Genomic DNA, 15,549 nt, shown 5'->3' with positions numbered 1-15,549 from the left:
ACAACAGAGGTTAGGTTCAGGGGCTCAAGAGGCCTGTGCTAATACCAATCAGATCGTTGGCTGGCTGAATCCGTCGGTGAGGGATGCAGAACGTGCAGTTGCTGGCATTTGGCTAGCGTTGAAAACTCCAGGATTTTCCTAGGCGCAGAGTGATCAGACTTGTGGTCAGCAGGTAGTAGTAGCGCGTCGATTTCGAGTTTGAGTTCATGTGGCGGTTCAAAAACCAAGCGAGATGTTTTCTTTGCCATGACCATGGATTATCTCGGTTCCAGCGTTCAGAAATGGCTGCTTGAATAGTCTTGGCCTGGCGGATGTGACGTTCGCGTGTGGCATGTGCTCCAGTCAGTACCCCAGCCAAGAAGATCTCCATATCGAATGGTTTATTCATACCCGACCACCGATATACGCCGATACCACGTCGATTCGACCATGTCCCAGCTCATAGCTGATTTGTAAGCGTGCCTCTCGATCAAGGCGTGGATCGAGGCGCCTGCACCTGCCCCCGTTAATGGGGGCTAGGTGATGGGTGATCTGCTCATAGCGTTCGCACGCATAAGCCGCACGCAGTTCGTGGAAGCCTTTGAGGTCGTGCGTATGGAGGATATCTCGGGCGGGGCGGACGATTTCCCGTTGGAAATCGAGGTAGCTCTCGTTCGGTGCCAGCAGGTTGCGGCTACCGTCGGGTGAGACCTGTTCGGCGTACCTGAGCGCTTTGCGAATATGGTCATCCACCGTGATCCAACGAGGCGCGGTTGCGCCGCCGCGGCCACCTTTGTTGCCGTCCTGGATGTTGATTTTGTCGTAGTGTTCGGCTTCACGTTTTAGGCGGGGAAGGTCGGCCAAAATGGCCTCGCGCAAGCGCATGCCAGTGGCTCGCGCCAACTGCACGATGGCCGCGGCGCGCGGCTGCTGGTGTTCGCAAAGCACGTCGACGATCCGTTTCACGTGTTCGCGATCTTGGCCTTGCGGCACTGAGCAACGAACGCTGGTGCGCTGCATTCCTAGTGCCTTGCTCGGGCTCGGTACTTTTACATTCAGATCACCGCGAAGCGCGGCCATGGTTCGGTTCACGCTGGACAATCGGTTTTGCGCGGTGGCGATGGCGAGCTCACCTTGTTCAACTTGCTGCCGCAGATATCTGGCGTAATCGAGCAAAGTCCGCCGAGCAATCTGCCGAGCATCGTTAAACCCTGGCCCATCCTCCGACCGACACCAGCGCACAAACGCCTGCCAGCGATCACTGTACGCTTTGACCGTCCCGTAATGCCCGCCGCCAAACAGATCACGTAGCGCCTGTGGCCCGGCATAACTCAGTTGCCGTCCATAGCCAAAGTTCCGCCCGTCCCGTCTACCGACCAATGCCATGATCAAACTCCTCTCGTAGCCAAACCTTTAAAACCTTCCCCACGTCATCCCGCCATGAATGCTGAGTGTTATCAGGGATCAAGGCCCCTGCGACCTGTGAGGGTTGTCCACTAACGCGGGACTGGCGACTCCTTACGACCGGGAGCTTGGGCATCTCATGATCTGGCCTCCTGAACACTTCCGAGGAAGTGGGCGGGTGGAGGCTGCGCTGGCTGACGAGACCGGCGCCGCGAGATCCTGAGTCGGGTGAAGGCAGTGATTCGATGACCGGGGCATGCCTGACTGTCAGTCAGGTGCAGTCCATTCCGTGGGCTGCGGCACCATCATCTGCATCGCTGTTGCTGGTGACTTCGGTGTTTGTCACGCCGATTGTCACGAGGGGGAATGCCGCAAAGCCTTGTACGAGTTGGGCTGCAGCAGCGGTAGGAGCGCCCGTCTCTTTCCGGGAGAAAGAGACGGGCGCAGGTTGGCGCACGGGAATGGCCAAGCGGATAGGTTGCTGCAGGGCAGCTATGAAAGGGGATGAGTTGCCGCAGTGGGCACACTGGAAAAAGTAGGCATCCATCACATCGCTGTGACCGTGCGAGCCGCCGGACGCTAATCGCACTTTGGGAGAACCACCACCGTGTGGCGTAGCCTTAAAGGTTCTGGCTACCTGGGTTGCTGTCGGCGACAGCGCTTTGCCCGATCTTTTCTACGCCTGTGGATAATTCGGGTCAAGACTCCAATTTTCGGGAGTTCTGCGGCTGTGGATGAAATTATCCACCGGTGGAAATCAGTGGTTTCCCACAGACAGTTGCGTGGGCTTTAGATTTTTTAAGTGAGGTCCATCCAAGCAGGGCGGCTTTGCAGCCCCGCTTGGATGGACCCGCGTGGACAAGCGGGTCATCGAGATTTCGAGAACGTACGCTTACTTTACTGCGCCGCGATTAGCTTTTGGCCGTGTGATGTTCGTGCAAAGTCGTGAGGAGTGACATCCTCCTGCTGATTGGTGACTGGAAATCGGCTCCACCAGTTGATGATCAGTCTCCGCTCGTCGAGTTGCGTGCGACTATGGAAGACTGAGTACAATCCCCGCACGTATGTCTTTTCTTCGACCTTTTGCAGCTACGTGAAGCAGGCTGATCATTTAGGAAGTCTTTGATGTCACTCAATCCCCACACCCTTGAAGACCTGCCCTCGCTGGTTGAATCTGTCGAGCTCGAATGCAAGCTCGCTCAGGGGCAGGATGGGAAGGGAGAGTTGCCTAAGGATTTCTGGTTAACCTACTCCGCTTTTGCTAACACTCAGGGTGGGGTAGTACTGCTTGGCGTGCGCGAGAAGGATGGGCAGTTCAGCGTTGCAGGCCTATCAAATATCGAGAAAGTACGTACTGACCTGTTCAATACCCTCAACAATCCGGCCAAGGTCAGTGTCAATCTGCTGACTGACCGGGAGGTGGTCGTCAGAGAGCTGGAGGGCAAGCAGGTACTTGAAGTGAAAATCCCGGCGGCTTCGCGTAAGCAGAAGCCGGTATTTCTCAATGGTCAGCCGCTAGGTAACACTTATCGTCGATTACATGAGGGTGATCGGCGTTGCTCTGAGGAAGATGTTCGCCGCATGTTCGCAGAGCAAGTGGAGGACTGTCGGGACGAGCGGATTTTGCCGAATTACGACTTCGCGGACATTGAGCCGGACAGTCTGCGTATCTACCGCCAGATGCTTAACGACATAAAGCCAGGCCATCCAGCGCTGGAGCACCAAGGGATTGAGTTTCTCCGACAGATAGGCGGCTGGCGAAAGGACCGAGCGAACGGAGTCGAAGGGCTGACTCTGGCAGGTTTACTGATGTTCGGACGCTGGCTTTCGATCCAAGAGAGTGTGCCGCATTACTTTGTGGACTATCAGGAGCGGCCGCACGCCAAAACAGAACTACGTTGGGTGGATAGGCTCGTCCCTGATGGAACCTGGTCAGGAAATCTGTTTGATTTCTACCGGCGGGTTTATCGCAAGCTGGTTGAGGACTTAAAGGTACCGTTCGCTCTCAAAGGTGATCAGCGCCAGGATGACACGCCGGTACATGAAGCTCTGCGCGAGGCCTTGGTTAATACCTTGGTCCATGCCGACTATACCGGGCGGGTTTCTGTGTTAGTCGTGAAGCGTCCTGACTTGTTTGGCTTTCGCAATCCTGGCGGCTTACGTCTACCCCTTGAGCAGGTGTTGCAAGGTGGTACCAGCGATTGCCGGAACAGGCTAATGCACCAAATGTTTCTTCTTATCGGCCTTGGCGAGCGTGGTGGTTCTGGGGTTCCGAAAATCTACAGCGGGTGGCGCAGCCAGCATTGGCGACCGCCAGCCCTTTATGAAAAGCCCGAGCCCGAGCAAACCCTTCTTGAGCTTCGCATGTTGGACTTGCTTCCTGATGGGGTGGTGGAGCAGTTACGAGAGCGATTTGGGGTTCGTTTCGAGAGCTTGGAACATACTGCCAGGTTGATTTTGGCCACGGCCGCGATTGAGCGGGTGGTCAGCCATAATCGTCTCCTTGAGATTTGTGATACTCATGCTCATGACTTGAGCCAACTGCTCGCGCGGTTGGTACGCGAGGGATTCCTTGTGCCCGACGGGCGCTCACGGGGCATGATTTATCACTTGCCGGGTGAGCAACTGCCTACGCCGGAGCAAGTGTTCGCAGGTCCGCTGCAGAGCTCCGAACATTACGCCGGCAGCTCCGAACATAATGGGGCTAGCTCCGAACATAACGCAGGTAGCTCCGAACATAAGGTCGAGCTGGATATGCAGCGAAACGATGATGGCTGCTTGTTGAGCGATCATATTGACGCGCCGCTGATCGATGCTTTGGACAGGCTTGATGCAAGGTTTCGAGAAAAGCTCGAAATACTGGCTGAGGAGCCGCGCAATCGAGAGCGCATGCAAAAGGATCGTATGCAACAGGTGATTATCACCCTATGCAAGGAGCACTATCTGACGCTCAACGTTTTGGCTAATTTGGTAAAGCGCAGTCCAGATGCCCTCCGTCAGCAGTACCTGAATGGAATGGTGAAAAGTAGGCAGATTCAGTTGGCATTTCCGTCCAAGCCGACTCATGAAAGGCAGGCGTACAAAGCGTACATTGGTGGGCAGGACGAGGAGTAGGCTAACGGCCTACTCCCTCAAGCGGTTTTTCGCCTTGAGCCGCGTGACGTTCGTCCCGGTCTGGTTTGCAAACTCGTGTGGAGTGACATGCTCCTGCTGGTTGGCCTCCAGATACCGGCTCCACCAGTTCATGATCAGCCTGCGCTCCTCAATGAACTCGGCCTTGTGGATGTATGCGGCGCGGACGTTGTTGCGTTCCTTGTGGCTCATCTGCCGTTCAATGGCTGTCTCCGACCACAATCCTGACTCAATCAGCGCGCTACAGGCCATCGACCGAAACCCATGCCCGCATATTTCGGCTTTGGTGTTGTACCCCATCTTTCTGAGTGCGCTGTTCACCGTGTTTTCAGACATGGGTTTCCAGGGCTTGGCATCGCCTGCAAACACCAGGTCGAATTTGCCGGTGAGGACGTGGATCTGTTCAAGCAGAGTCACGGCTTGCGGCGATAAGGGTACAAGGTGGATGTCCCCGGCCATCTTCGTACCCCTTGTTGAAAAGGGTACTCCGTCCAACGCGGGTCGAGTGTCCGGTATCTCCCAGGTGCCGCGCTTGAGGTCGAACTCGCTCCAGCGGGCGAAGCGCAGTTCACTGGAGCGGACGAACACATGCAGCGAGAGCATGACCGTCAGCCGGGTAAGTGCGCGGCCTCTGTAGGTGTCGATACGCTCCTGCAATTCAGGCAGACGCGATAAGGGTAAAGCAGGGCGGTGAATCACCCTCGGGGCTTTGATCAAACCTTCAAGGTCGGAGGCAGGGTTTGCCGCGATCTGTCGAGCACGCTTCGCCTCGCGCATGATGCTTTGCAGGTAGTTTTGTACCCTTAAAGCGACGTCAATCGTGCCGCGCTTCTGGATCGCGTCCAGAGGTTGCATCAGGTCATGGGTGTCCAGATCGACAATAGAGCGAGCGCCGATCAGCGGGAAGACGTGGGTTTTGAGGCGGCTCAGAACCGTCTTGGCATGGCCCGGTGCCCATTTGGCAGACATCGCTTTGTGCCAGTCCAGTGCAGCGCTTTCAAAGGTTCGGCCTTTGATTGCGGCCTGCGTCTTGGCTTGGTGTTTGGTTTCTATGGGGTCGATGCCTTTCGCCAGCATCCGCTTGACCTCCAGGCGCTTGTTGCGTGCATCGGCGAGGCCGACCACGGGGTAGCTGCCGAACGAGGTCAGTCCTTCGCGTCCATCAGGTTTGACATACCTGAGACGCCAGCCTTTACGGCCATTGGGTTGGACTAGAAGGTAGAGGCCATCGCCGTCGAAAAGCTTGTAGGCGCGGTCGGTGGGCTTGGCTGAGCGGCAAGCCGAATCGGAGAGTGGAGCAGTGGTGCGCGACATAAGGGTACTCCCCCTTTATCGAATTACCTTACCCCTAACACTACCCCTAAAACGGTTGGAATCCACCAGTTTCTGACGGAAACCGATGGAACGCCAAAACGAAAAAACCCGCCAGAAGGCGGGTTTTTCGGGGGTTTCAGAGATTTTGAAAGCCTTCTCTGGAACCTTGGATGGTGCCGGCACCAGGAGTCGAACCCGGGACCTACTGATTACAAGTCAGTTGCTCTACCAACTGAGCTATACCGGCGTGTTAGGGCGACGATTATAGCGATTGGAAAGGTTCTGTAAACCCCTGAATTCTGACTATTTTTGCAAAGTCGGAGGTTTCTTGCGATTAGGCTGTCTTGGGCACGTTTTCACAGGTTGCAAGCCTGTGGAAAAACACACGCTGAAAAGCCATTAAATTGACTATCTACCGTCCATCTAAAAATCCGAGCATAAAAACAGCAAAATAATGACACTTCAAGCCCTTTGTCACAGAATGCCCACAACAAGGGCGCCTATAAAAAGACCTGCGGCAAGTGCCCGCACTTGCTGACCTTCACGTCTTTAAGCTGCGTCGTGAGGAGCAGGCTATGAGCCTAAGCAAAGAAATTCTGGCGTTGTTTGGCAAAGACGTTACCCATGATGCCGACGGCATCAATGCAAGAATGCACTTTTTCGGCAGTGTTCCTGACGAAAGTATCCACCAACAGCCCATCGATGCCCCGGAGCTGCGCCCTAAAATAGTGGCGTTGGTGTCTATCAATGGCGGTGTGGGCCGCAGCACGCTGGTCACGGCCTTGAGCAGTGGGTTGCAGCGCCTGGGCGAGTCGGTGGTGGCGCTGGACCTGGACCCGCAGAATGCCTTGCATCATCACTTTGGGGTCAGTTCCACTTTGGCCGGAATCGGCCGCACCAGTCTGGAGCATGGGCAATGGGCGCCCTTGCAGCAGTTGGGCTTTGCCGGTTGCCAGGTGATGACCTTCGGCGATATCGATATCCAGCAGCAGGAAAGCCTCGAGCGCTGGCTCAAGCAGGAGCCCGGTTGGCTGGCGCAGCGTCTTAGGTACCTGGGGCTCAGCGAGCGGCACACGGTGATCATCGATACGCCCGCGGGTAACAACGTCTATTTCCATCAAGCGTTGAGCGTTGCCGATGTGGTGCTGGTCATCGTGCAGGCGGACGCTGCTTGCCTTGGGACCCTGGATCATCTGGACCTGCTGCTCGCTCCGCACCTTGAGGGCGAGCGCCCGCCGGTTGTGCAGGTGGTGGTTAACCAGGTGGATGAGAGCAACCCCTTCAGCCTGGACATGGTCGAGGCGTTCAAGCATCGCTTGGGCAAAGACCCGTTGGAAGTTCATCGCGATATGGCCATCAACGAGGCGTTGGCCTACTCATCCGACCCGCTGGATAACGTGGCGAAACGGCTGGCCAGTGATGATATCAGCGAGGTTTGCCTGTGGCTGAAGGCGCCAAAACAGACCGCATAAAGCGCCCGTTATGCGCCTGGCGCCAGATGCTTATGCACAATCGGTTGGTAACGGTTGTCACGAAACAGCCATTTTGTGCAGCAGTTCTCAACACGCTGCAACTGCCTGTTTTGTGTGCACTTTATTTTGTGAACAAAAAATGACCAGGTTGGCTTTTGGCGTGAAGGGCCTATATCTACGGCCTTTGCAAAGTATTCATCAACAGAGTTATCCACAGGGCACTTGTAGGATTTTTTGCCCTTTATTCGCGCTCGGCCAGCACCATAAGGTTGCGAGGGGTCAACGATGGTTCGCAGAAGCTGCCGACCTCGACGTTGTAGCCCTGTTCCACCATGAACAGTGCCCGGTCCAATACCAACCACAGTTCCAATGGGCGTCGAAACAAGCCTCTCACTAACTCAAGGTTGCGCACCTCGGCCAGGCGTTGCCAGCCGTGGGCTTCCAGGGCCGGCCAGTTCTGCTCGCCTGTGGATAAGCCCTTGAGGCTTGCCAGTTCCTGGCAATAGTCGGCAAAGGGTTTATCCAGCCAACTGGCGGGCAGGGAAGGTGTTGGCAGGTAGTCGTCGCAGCCACGCAGTTGCCGTTGCAGTTGGTCAAAGCCCAGGCGGCGGGCCATGGATGTGTCCCGTTGTTGGCGTACACGGTTGCCGGCGGTGACGGTTTCGCTCAGGGGCAGGCCCAGGTCATCAATCGACAGTTGCAGCAAGGAGGCGCGCCCGGCGGCGGAGAGGGCTTGATAACGGTCGGCGGTGATGCGGTTGTAGCAGCAGGGCGCCAGGGCCAGTTGTTTGCAGCCGGCGGCGCTGGCCAGTTGTAGCAGGCGCACATGCAGGTCGCCGCAGGCATGCAGGGCGACCGGCGTGTGTTCGGGCTGGATCGCGACATCCGCCATCACGTCTTGCAGATGATGGGTTGCGGGCAGGCCGTGGCGATCACTCAAGGCTTGGCCGGAGGCGATCAGGGCGGGGTCGTATTCCAGGCAGGTCAGCTGTTGGCCGGGTTGCAGCAGGCGGCGGCCTAGATGGCCTTTGCCGGCGCACCAGTCCAGCCAGTGGGCTGGCGTTTGGATAAAGGACAGCGCGGCGCCGAAGGCTTCGATCTGTTGCCATTTGCGCCCTGGCACGTCGACGTTCAGACGGTGGCGAGCCGGCTCCAGGGTGTGCGTGGGTAACTTATCCACAGTAGCGAGGCGCAGCGCGTGAGCGGCCAGCTGTGGAAAAGGTGTGGGCGCGGGCAGGTCGTGGGGTTGGTTGTGACTGGCTTCAGCTTCGGCTAACGAACGCCGACGCAGCCACTGGGATAACTCGGGATGCTCGGTTTCCCAGGGCAGCTGCAACTGAGTAAAGGGCCGTGGTCGCCACAGCCCTTGGTGTTCGGTCAGGAACGCATCCAGTGCCTGGAAGCGTGCCTCAACGTCCTTGGCATGCATCGACGCGCAGCCACTTTTCCAGCAGTTTGAAACCGCGCACCAGCACGTAGGCCATCAGCAGGTAGAACAACCCTGCAGCGAAGAAAATCTCCACCGGCAGGTAAGTGCGAGCAATGATGGTGCGCGCCATGCCGGTCAGTTCCAGCAGGGTCACGGTACTGGCCAGGGCGCTGGCCTTGAGCATCAGGATCACTTCGTTGCTGTAGGCCGGCAGGCCGATGCGCGAGGCGCGTGGCAGGATGATGTAGAACAGCGTCTTGGGCTTGGACATGCCCAGGGCCCGCGCCGCTTCGATCTCGCCCGGCGGAATGGCCTGGATCGCACCGCGCAGGATCTCGGCAATGTAGGCGGCGGTGTGCAGGGTCATAGTGGCGGTGGCGCACCAGAACGGGTCGCGCAGGTACGGCCACATGAAGCTGTTGCGCACGGCATCGAACTGCGCCAGGCCGTAATACACCAGGAACAACTGCACCAGCAGCGGCGTGCCACGGAAGAAGAAAATGTAGCCGTAGGGCAGGGCGCTCACGTACCAGCGGCGCGAAGAGCGGGCGATGCCCAGAGGGATCGCCAGCAGCAGGCCGGCGATCACGGCGATTGCCACCAGCTCCAGGGTCAGGGTTGCGCCCTGGGCCAACTTCGGCAGCCACTTGATGATCACGGCCCAGTTCAGGCCCAGGTCAAAGTGCGATAGCCAGCTGTAGTCGCCGCTCATTGGGTGCTCCTTGCAAAGCCGCGGGCGGCGCGTTTTTCCAGGAAGTGCATGCTGGTCATCGCCAGTACGGTCAGGCCCAGGTACATGAATGCCGCGACCATGAAGAAGGTGAAGGGTTGCTTGGTCACGGTCACGCCGATCTGCGCGTGGCGCATGATTTCTTCCAGGCCGATCACCGACACCAGCGCGGTGTCTTTCATCAGGATCATGAACAGGTTACCCAGGCCCGGCAGGGCGATGCGCCACATCTGCGGCATGATCAGCCGGGTGAAAATCCGAAACTTCGACAGCCCCAACGCCACACCGGCTTCGCGGTGGCCCTTGGGAATGGCGAGAATCGCGCCGCGGAACACTTCCGTTGCGTAGGCGCCGAAGCACAGGCCCAGGGCGATGACGCCGGCGGCGAAGGCACTCAGCGACAGGTCGGGGTTGCCGAAGAACTCACCCAGGGCACGCATCAGATTGACGGTGCCGAAGTAAATCAGCAGCACCCACAGTAATTCGGGAATACCGCGAACGATGGTCGAGTAAGCGCCGCCCAGCCATTGCAGTGGCTTGTATGGGGAGGTCTTGGCCAAGGCGCCGGAAAGGCCGAGCACCAGCCCCAGGCACAGGGCCGTGAGCGCCAGTTTGACGGTCATCAGCGCGCCGGCTGCAAGGGCCGGGCCGAATCCGTAGAGATCGAAATTCATGGTGTTTTCATATCGCGGCAGGCATTGCTAAAAGCCAGCGCGCTCGCAGGAGCGCGCCGGGCAGGCCGTTCAGGTCATTCGATGCTGAACGGGAAGTACTTGTCGTTGATCTTCTTGTAGGTGCCGTCTGCCTTGATCTCTGCCAGGGCTTTGTTCAGGCGCTCGCGCAGCGGGTCGCCCTTGCGTACGGCGATACCGATCTTGTCGCTTTCTACCACCGGGTCGCCTTTGAATTCATAGGCCGAACCGTCTTTGCTCTTGAGCCATTCGTACTGCACGTACTTGTCAGCCAGGATGCCGTCGAGGCGACCGGAGGTCAGGTCGAGGTAGGCGTTTTCCTGAGTGTCGTAGAGCTTGGCTTCGGTGTCCGGCAGCTTGTCTTCCAGGTAGGTACCGGCCAGCGTTGCGCGCTGCGCACCGATCACCTTGCCTTTGAGGTAAGCGGCGTCGGTCTTGAAGTCCTCCGTGGCTTTTGGCGCGATGAACTGCAGCTTGTTGGAGTAGTACGGGTCGGTGAAGTCCACCGCCTGCTTGCGCTCGTCGGTGATCGACAGCGAGGACACCAGGAAGTCGAACTTCTTGGCGTTCAGGGCAGGGATGATGCCGTCCCAGTCGGACACATACACTTCGCACTTCTCGACTTTCATCTTGGCGCACAGGGCGTCGCCGATGTCCTTGTCGAAGCCGACAACGTTGCCGCTGGCGTCTTTATTGTTGAAGGGCGGGTAAGCCGCTTCGATCCCCATCTTCAAGGTTTCTGCCATGGCCGTGGCGCTGAACGCCATCGAGACGGCCGCGGCCAGAAGGAATTTCTTATAGGTCTGCATGCATGTTGCTCCGTTAGCGGTTGCTGGACATGAATTGTTTGCAGCGCGCCGAAAGCGGGTTTTCAAATACCTGCTGTGGCGATCCTTGCTCTTCGACCAGGCCCTGGTGCAAAAACACCACTTCGCTGGATACCTGGCGGGCGAAGCCCATTTCGTGGGTGACCAGCAGCATGGTGCGGCCTTCTTCGGCCAGCGCGCGGATCACATTAAGTACTTCCTGGACCATTTCCGGGTCAAGCGCCGAAGTCGGCTCGTCGAACAGGATGACTTTAGGCTGCATCGCCAGGGTACGCGCAATCGCCGCGCGTTGTTGTTGGCCGCCAGAGAGTTGCGCAGGGTAGGCGTGGCGCTTGTCGGCGATCCCGACCTTGGCCAGCAGGGCCTCGGCCACTTCTATCGCTTCGGCCTTGCTCTGGCCGAGCACGCGCCGAGGAGCCTCGATGATGTTGTCGAGGATGCTCATGTGCGGCCACAGGTTAAAGTTTTGAAACACAAACCCGATTTCGCTGCGCAGGCGGTTGATCTGCTTGCCGTCGGCGGCCATCAGTTCGCCGTTTTTCGCGGCCTTTAGCTTGAGTTCTTCGCCGGCCACCAGGATCTGGCCCTGGTGCGGGTTTTCCAGCAGGTTGATGCAGCGCAGGAAGGTGGACTTGCCGGAACCGGAGGAACCCAGGATCGAGATCACATCGCCGTCGCGAGCGGTCAGCGAGATACCTTTGAGTACCTCAAGCTCACCATAGCGTTTATGCAAGTTGCGGATTTCAAGCGCGGGCGTGGCCTCGGCCATGTGCGGTCCTCATTGTGTTCGTTGCGATCTTCGCTGTTGGGCCGCCTTCCTGGCGAGGCGCCAAGCTAGCATAGCGTTTGGATGACAGCCAACAGCGCTGCGGACGGTTAACCGGTGGTCTGCGGCAGGGTGTCGCATCGGCGCAGCAGTGTGTCGCGCCATCAACAACCTACAGACGTTTGACCCGGAAATATCCACAGGCTTCGCGTAAAAAAGGGCGCGATGGTGCCAGCTTTGGCCGGGTGTTGGAAGGGTTAACCGGGCAAACGGTCCATATCAGCCCGGTTATGGGGCGTCACGTACTTTTTGTGTGTGTTTTTGGTGCGTCGCAATGCCATGAAAGTGAGTCGCACGGTAACGCTATAGCGGAATGCCATTGTTTTCAATAAGTTGCGATGAGTAGCGAATTGTCCTACAGCCCCCGCCAACTGTGGTTCTGAAATATTTTGGCGCAGATCTTGCGTAAAAAATAAAGAACGCCCTGTTGGATTCTTTTCACGACAAAGGCTGCAAGCCGGGCGAACCGTTTTCGCAATTCCTCGCAAAGGTGTGTCAATGAGTAGTACGCAAAGCTCCAATGACCTCGAACAGGGGCTCAAACCGCGGCACGTCACCATGCTGTCGATTGCCGGTGTCATCGGCGCCGGTTTGTTTGTCGGCTCCGGCCATGCGATCGCTGCTGCCGGCCCGGCGGTACTGTTGGCCTATGCAGCCGCCGGTACGCTGGTGGTACTGGTGATGCGCATGCTGGCCGAGATGGCCGTTGCGTCACCGGATACCGGTTCGTTCTCTACCTATGCCGACCGGGCAATCGGCCACTGGGCCGGTTTCACCATTGGCTGGCTCTACTGGTGGTTCTGGGTGCTGGTGATTCCGCTGGAAGCCAACGCGGCGGCGACCATCCTGCACGCCTGGTTCCCCGACGTGGCGATCTGGGCGTTCACCCTGGTCATTACCTTGCTGCTCACCGTAACCAACTTGTTCAGTGTGAAGAACTACGGCGAGTTCGAGTTCTGGTTTGCGCTGATCAAGGTTGTGGCGATCGTCGGCTTTGTGATCCTCGGCCTGGCCGCAATCTTCGGCTTCTTGCCCACCAGCCAGGTCAGCGGTGTTTCACATCTGTTCGATACCCAAGGGTTCATGCCCAACGGCATGGGCGCGGTACTGGCGGCGATCCTGACCACCATGTTCTCGTTCATGGGCACCGAGATTGTCACCATCGCTGCCGCCGAATCGAAGAACCCGGGCCAGCAAATCACCAAGGCCACCAATTCGGTGATCTGGCGGATTGGTTTGTTCTACCTGTTGTCGATCTTCATCGTGGTGTCTCTGGTGCCTTGGAACGATCCCACCCTGGCTGCCGTAGGTTCCTACCAGACCGTGCTGGAGCGCATGGGTATCCCGAATGCCAAGCTGATTGTCGACCTGGTGGTGCTGGTTGCCGTGACCAGCTGCCTCAACTCAGCGCTCTACACCGCGTCACGCATGCTGTTTTCCCTGGGCCGTCGCGGTGACGCACCGGCTGTGGCCAAGCGTACCAACAAGAGCGGCACGCCTTACTGGGCGGTGTTGCTGTCTACCGGCGCAGCGTTCCTGGCGGTATTCGCCAACTACGTCGCTCCGGCGGCGGTGTTCGAATTCCTGCTGGCCAGCTCCGGCGCCACTGCGTTGCTGGTGTACCTGGTGATTGCCGTGTCGCAACTGCGCATGCGCCAGAAGCGTACGGCAGCGGGCGAGAAGATCGTCTTCAAGATGTGGCTGTTCCCAGGCCTGACGTACGCGGTGATGGTGTTTATCGTCGGTACGTTGACCATCATGCTGTTCCAGGAAGCGCACCGGGTCGAGATCATCGCCACCGGGGTTCTGAGCTTGCTGGTGGTGTTGGCGGGGTTGCTGGTGGCGAGCCGTCGCAAGGCCCAAAGAGTGGGGGCTGCGGCGCTTAGCTGACGAGAGACGGTGGTAGCGCACCGCGCAACAATGTGGGAGCCGGGCTTGCCCGCGGTGACGGACTGCCAATCGATGTATTCGTCGCCTGACACACCGCCATCGCGGGCAAGCCCTAATGCCAGTCAGTTAAGACAGAATCGGTAACTGTGGCGAGGGAGCTTGCTCCCGCTGGGGCGCGAAGCGGCCCCAAAAATGGGACTGCTACGCAGTCCAGCGGGAGCAAGCTCCCTCGCCACAAGTCACTGGTTGTCTGCTCGAGCTCTTAACTGACTGGCATTAGGGCAAGCCCGCTCCCACATTTTTATTTTGTGTCAGTCGGGGGCGTTGGCCAGCGCCTGGGACGCCGCCACGTAATCGGCCTGGAACTGCGGCGACTCAATCCACGCTAACGCCGCGGCTTCGTCATCGCTGTCCGTCGCCCACTGCCGATACTCGATCAGCGCCGCCAGGATGAAGTCGGTCGCTTCCTCTTCGCCTTCCTGCTCTAGCACCAACGCCAGCAACGGGTGCGCCAGGAACACCGCACACAGCGCCTGCTGGCTGATCTCGCCGGCGGTACGCATTTCGACGAACAGTTCAGTCAAATCCACCGACTCAAGGTCGATGCGGCTGTCGTCGCCCGCGAAGGCATCCGGCTTGTGCGCCACGGCGCGCTGGGTGCGGTTTTGCTTGGCCTTGGCTTTTGCCCGGTGGGCGCGTTTTTGCTGCTTGTTTGGCGAGGCCATGGGCTCAATGTCCTTGGGGGTCTGGGTCTAGAGGGTGTATTGAAGCGCAGGTTGGGGTAAATCCCAAGGGTTTCTCGGGCGGCAATGATTGCTGTAGTGCTCGACCTTATCTGCGCGGGTACTTAGGCTGACAGTCTAATGATCCACCAGAGCCCACCCATGACCCGTGACACCCTGGAACACCATCAGGTCCCGATCTATTTTGTTGCCGTCTTTTTGGCCGTCACGTTTGGCCTGTTCTGGCCCTTATCGGCGCAGGGCTTCAGCCTTTGGGTGACACCTGCCATCGCCGTGCTGATGTATGCGATGTTTTTGCAGATCCCCTTTCTTGAGCTGCGCCAAGGCTTGGGCAACAAGCGCTTCATGGGGGCCTTGCTGCTGGCCAATTTCATCCTGGTGCCTTTGCTGGTGTGGGGGTTGACCCGCGGCCTGGTGGAATGCCCGGCGTTGCTGGTGGGCGCTCTGCTGGTGTTGCTGACGCCCTGTATCGACTACGTGGTGGTGTTTACCCATATCGGCAAGGGCGATTCGCGTTCGATGCTGGCGGCAACCCCGCTGTTGCTGTTGCTGCAACTGCTGCTGTTGCCGGTATACCTGGGGCTGATGTTGGGCGAGCAATCCAGCGTGGTGGTAGCGGCGGGGCCATTTGTAGAGGCGTTCGTGGGGCTGATTGTGGTGCCGATGCTTCTGGCGGTCCTCACCAGCGCGCTTGCGCGGCGTTCGAGCGCTATCGGTCTTTGGAGCAGCGCCTGGGCGTGGTTGCCGGTGCCGGCGATGGCGCTGGTGTTGTTTGTCGTGCTCGCTTCGCACATCACTGCGGTGGTGCGAGATATCAACTTGTTGTTGCCGGTCATTCCAATCTACGTGGCCTTTGTATTGTTGGCGCCGTTGCTGGGCATTGGGGCTGCGCGCCTGTTCGCACTGCCAGCGGTGACGGCGCGGGCGGTGACGTTCAGTGCGTCTACCCGTAACTCGCTGGTGGTTTTGCCATTGGCGCTGGCCCTGCCGGAGGATGTGCGCGGTTTGGCCGCAACGGTGGTGATCCTGCAGACCCTGATCGAGCTGGTTGCCGAGTTGGCCTACGTTCGCCTGATCCCGGCAGTGGTGTGGCCCACCAGTCGGTAACCAC

At 58.5% G+C, this 15,549-nt stretch carries 13 protein-coding genes and 1 tRNA gene; 4 read left to right on the top strand and 10 right to left on the bottom strand.

What is annotated here, in order from left to right; translation table 11 throughout:
- Positions 1 to 112: 112 nt before the first annotated feature.
- Both AC07S6_RS22765 and AC07S6_RS22760 read right to left on the bottom strand, forming a co-directional pair.
- Positions 113 to 388 (bottom strand): hypothetical protein, encoded by a 276-nt coding sequence (locus tag AC07S6_RS22765; protein ID WP_495113101.1) that lies wholly within the window; start codon positions 386 to 388, stop codon positions 113 to 115.
- Positions 385 to 1,365 (bottom strand): integrase domain-containing protein, encoded by a 981-nt coding sequence (locus AC07S6_RS22760; RefSeq protein ID WP_495113100.1) that lies wholly within the window; start codon positions 1,363 to 1,365, stop codon positions 385 to 387. Before AC07S6_RS22760 ends, AC07S6_RS22765 begins: the two co-directional genes overlap by 4 nt.
- Positions 1,366 to 2,508: 1,143 nt before the next feature.
- Here AC07S6_RS22760 and AC07S6_RS22755 point away from each other — a divergent pair.
- Complete coding sequence (locus tag AC07S6_RS22755; protein WP_495113099.1) at positions 2,509 to 4,497, top strand: RNA/DNA-binding domain-containing protein; 1,989 nt, start codon at positions 2,509 to 2,511, stop codon at positions 4,495 to 4,497.
- Positions 4,498 to 4,506: 9 nt separating this feature from the next.
- On the opposite strand, the gene AC07S6_RS22750 is transcribed toward AC07S6_RS22755, so the two are convergent.
- Together AC07S6_RS22750 and AC07S6_RS22745 are read right to left on the bottom strand one after the other, a co-directional pair.
- Positions 4,507 to 5,829, bottom strand: coding sequence for a tyrosine-type recombinase/integrase (locus tag AC07S6_RS22750; RefSeq protein ID WP_495113098.1), 1,323 nt, complete (start codon positions 5,827 to 5,829; stop codon positions 4,507 to 4,509).
- Between the two features lie 171 nt (positions 5,830 to 6,000).
- Positions 6,001 to 6,076, bottom strand: a tRNA-Thr gene (locus AC07S6_RS22745).
- 328 nt (positions 6,077 to 6,404) lie between these two features.
- On the opposite strand from AC07S6_RS22745, the gene bcsQ reads away from it, so the two are divergent.
- Positions 6,405 to 7,301 (top strand): cellulose biosynthesis protein BcsQ, encoded by an 897-nt coding sequence (bcsQ, locus tag AC07S6_RS22740; protein WP_495113097.1) that lies wholly within the window; start codon positions 6,405 to 6,407, stop codon positions 7,299 to 7,301.
- Between the two features lie 241 nt (positions 7,302 to 7,542).
- Here bcsQ and AC07S6_RS22735 read toward each other — a convergent pair whose 3' ends face one another.
- From AC07S6_RS22735 to AC07S6_RS22715, 5 genes are all read right to left on the bottom strand, one after another.
- Positions 7,543 to 8,730 carry a methyltransferase gene (locus AC07S6_RS22735; RefSeq protein ID WP_495113096.1) on the bottom strand — a complete coding sequence of 396 codons (1,188 nt, stop codon included), beginning with the start codon at positions 8,728 to 8,730 and terminating at the stop codon, positions 7,543 to 7,545.
- Positions 8,711 to 9,400 (bottom strand): ABC transporter permease, encoded by a 690-nt coding sequence (locus AC07S6_RS22730; RefSeq protein WP_032803763.1) that lies wholly within the window; start codon positions 9,398 to 9,400, stop codon positions 8,711 to 8,713. Before AC07S6_RS22730 ends, AC07S6_RS22735 begins: the two co-directional genes overlap by 20 nt.
- Positions 9,401 to 9,438: 38 nt before the next feature.
- Positions 9,439 to 10,134 carry an ABC transporter permease gene (locus AC07S6_RS22725; protein WP_495113095.1) on the bottom strand — a complete coding sequence of 232 codons (696 nt, stop codon included), beginning with the start codon at positions 10,132 to 10,134 and terminating at the stop codon, positions 9,439 to 9,441.
- 74 nt (positions 10,135 to 10,208) lie between these two features.
- Positions 10,209 to 10,961, bottom strand: a complete 753-nt coding sequence (locus AC07S6_RS22720; protein WP_197883125.1) for an ABC transporter substrate-binding protein — start codon at positions 10,959 to 10,961, stop codon at positions 10,209 to 10,211.
- A gap of 13 nt (positions 10,962 to 10,974) precedes the next feature.
- A complete protein-coding gene (locus AC07S6_RS22715; RefSeq protein WP_010213906.1) occupies positions 10,975 to 11,748 on the bottom strand; it encodes an ABC transporter ATP-binding protein in 774 nt (257 codons plus the stop codon).
- 555 nt (positions 11,749 to 12,303) lie between these two features.
- Between AC07S6_RS22715 and gabP the strand changes: the two genes are divergently transcribed.
- Complete coding sequence (gene gabP / locus AC07S6_RS22710) at positions 12,304 to 13,695, top strand: GABA permease (protein WP_197883127.1); 1,392 nt, start codon at positions 12,304 to 12,306, stop codon at positions 13,693 to 13,695.
- A 311-nt stretch (positions 13,696 to 14,006) separates the two neighbouring features.
- Here gabP and AC07S6_RS22705 read toward each other — a convergent pair whose 3' ends face one another.
- Complete coding sequence (locus AC07S6_RS22705) at positions 14,007 to 14,420, bottom strand: hypothetical protein (RefSeq protein ID WP_014716505.1); 414 nt, start codon at positions 14,418 to 14,420, stop codon at positions 14,007 to 14,009.
- A gap of 159 nt (positions 14,421 to 14,579) precedes the next feature.
- Here AC07S6_RS22705 and AC07S6_RS22700 point away from each other — a divergent pair, with 159 nt between their 5' ends.
- Positions 14,580 to 15,545 carry an arsenic resistance protein gene (locus tag AC07S6_RS22700; protein ID WP_495113094.1) on the top strand — a complete coding sequence of 322 codons (966 nt, stop codon included), beginning with the start codon at positions 14,580 to 14,582 and terminating at the stop codon, positions 15,543 to 15,545.
- Positions 15,546 to 15,549: the final 4 nt, after the last annotated feature.

The sequence above is a fragment of the Pseudomonas sp. GW821-FHT07B01 genome (genome assembly GCF_059419065.1).
This window is presented reverse-complemented; position numbering and strand designations above follow the sequence as displayed.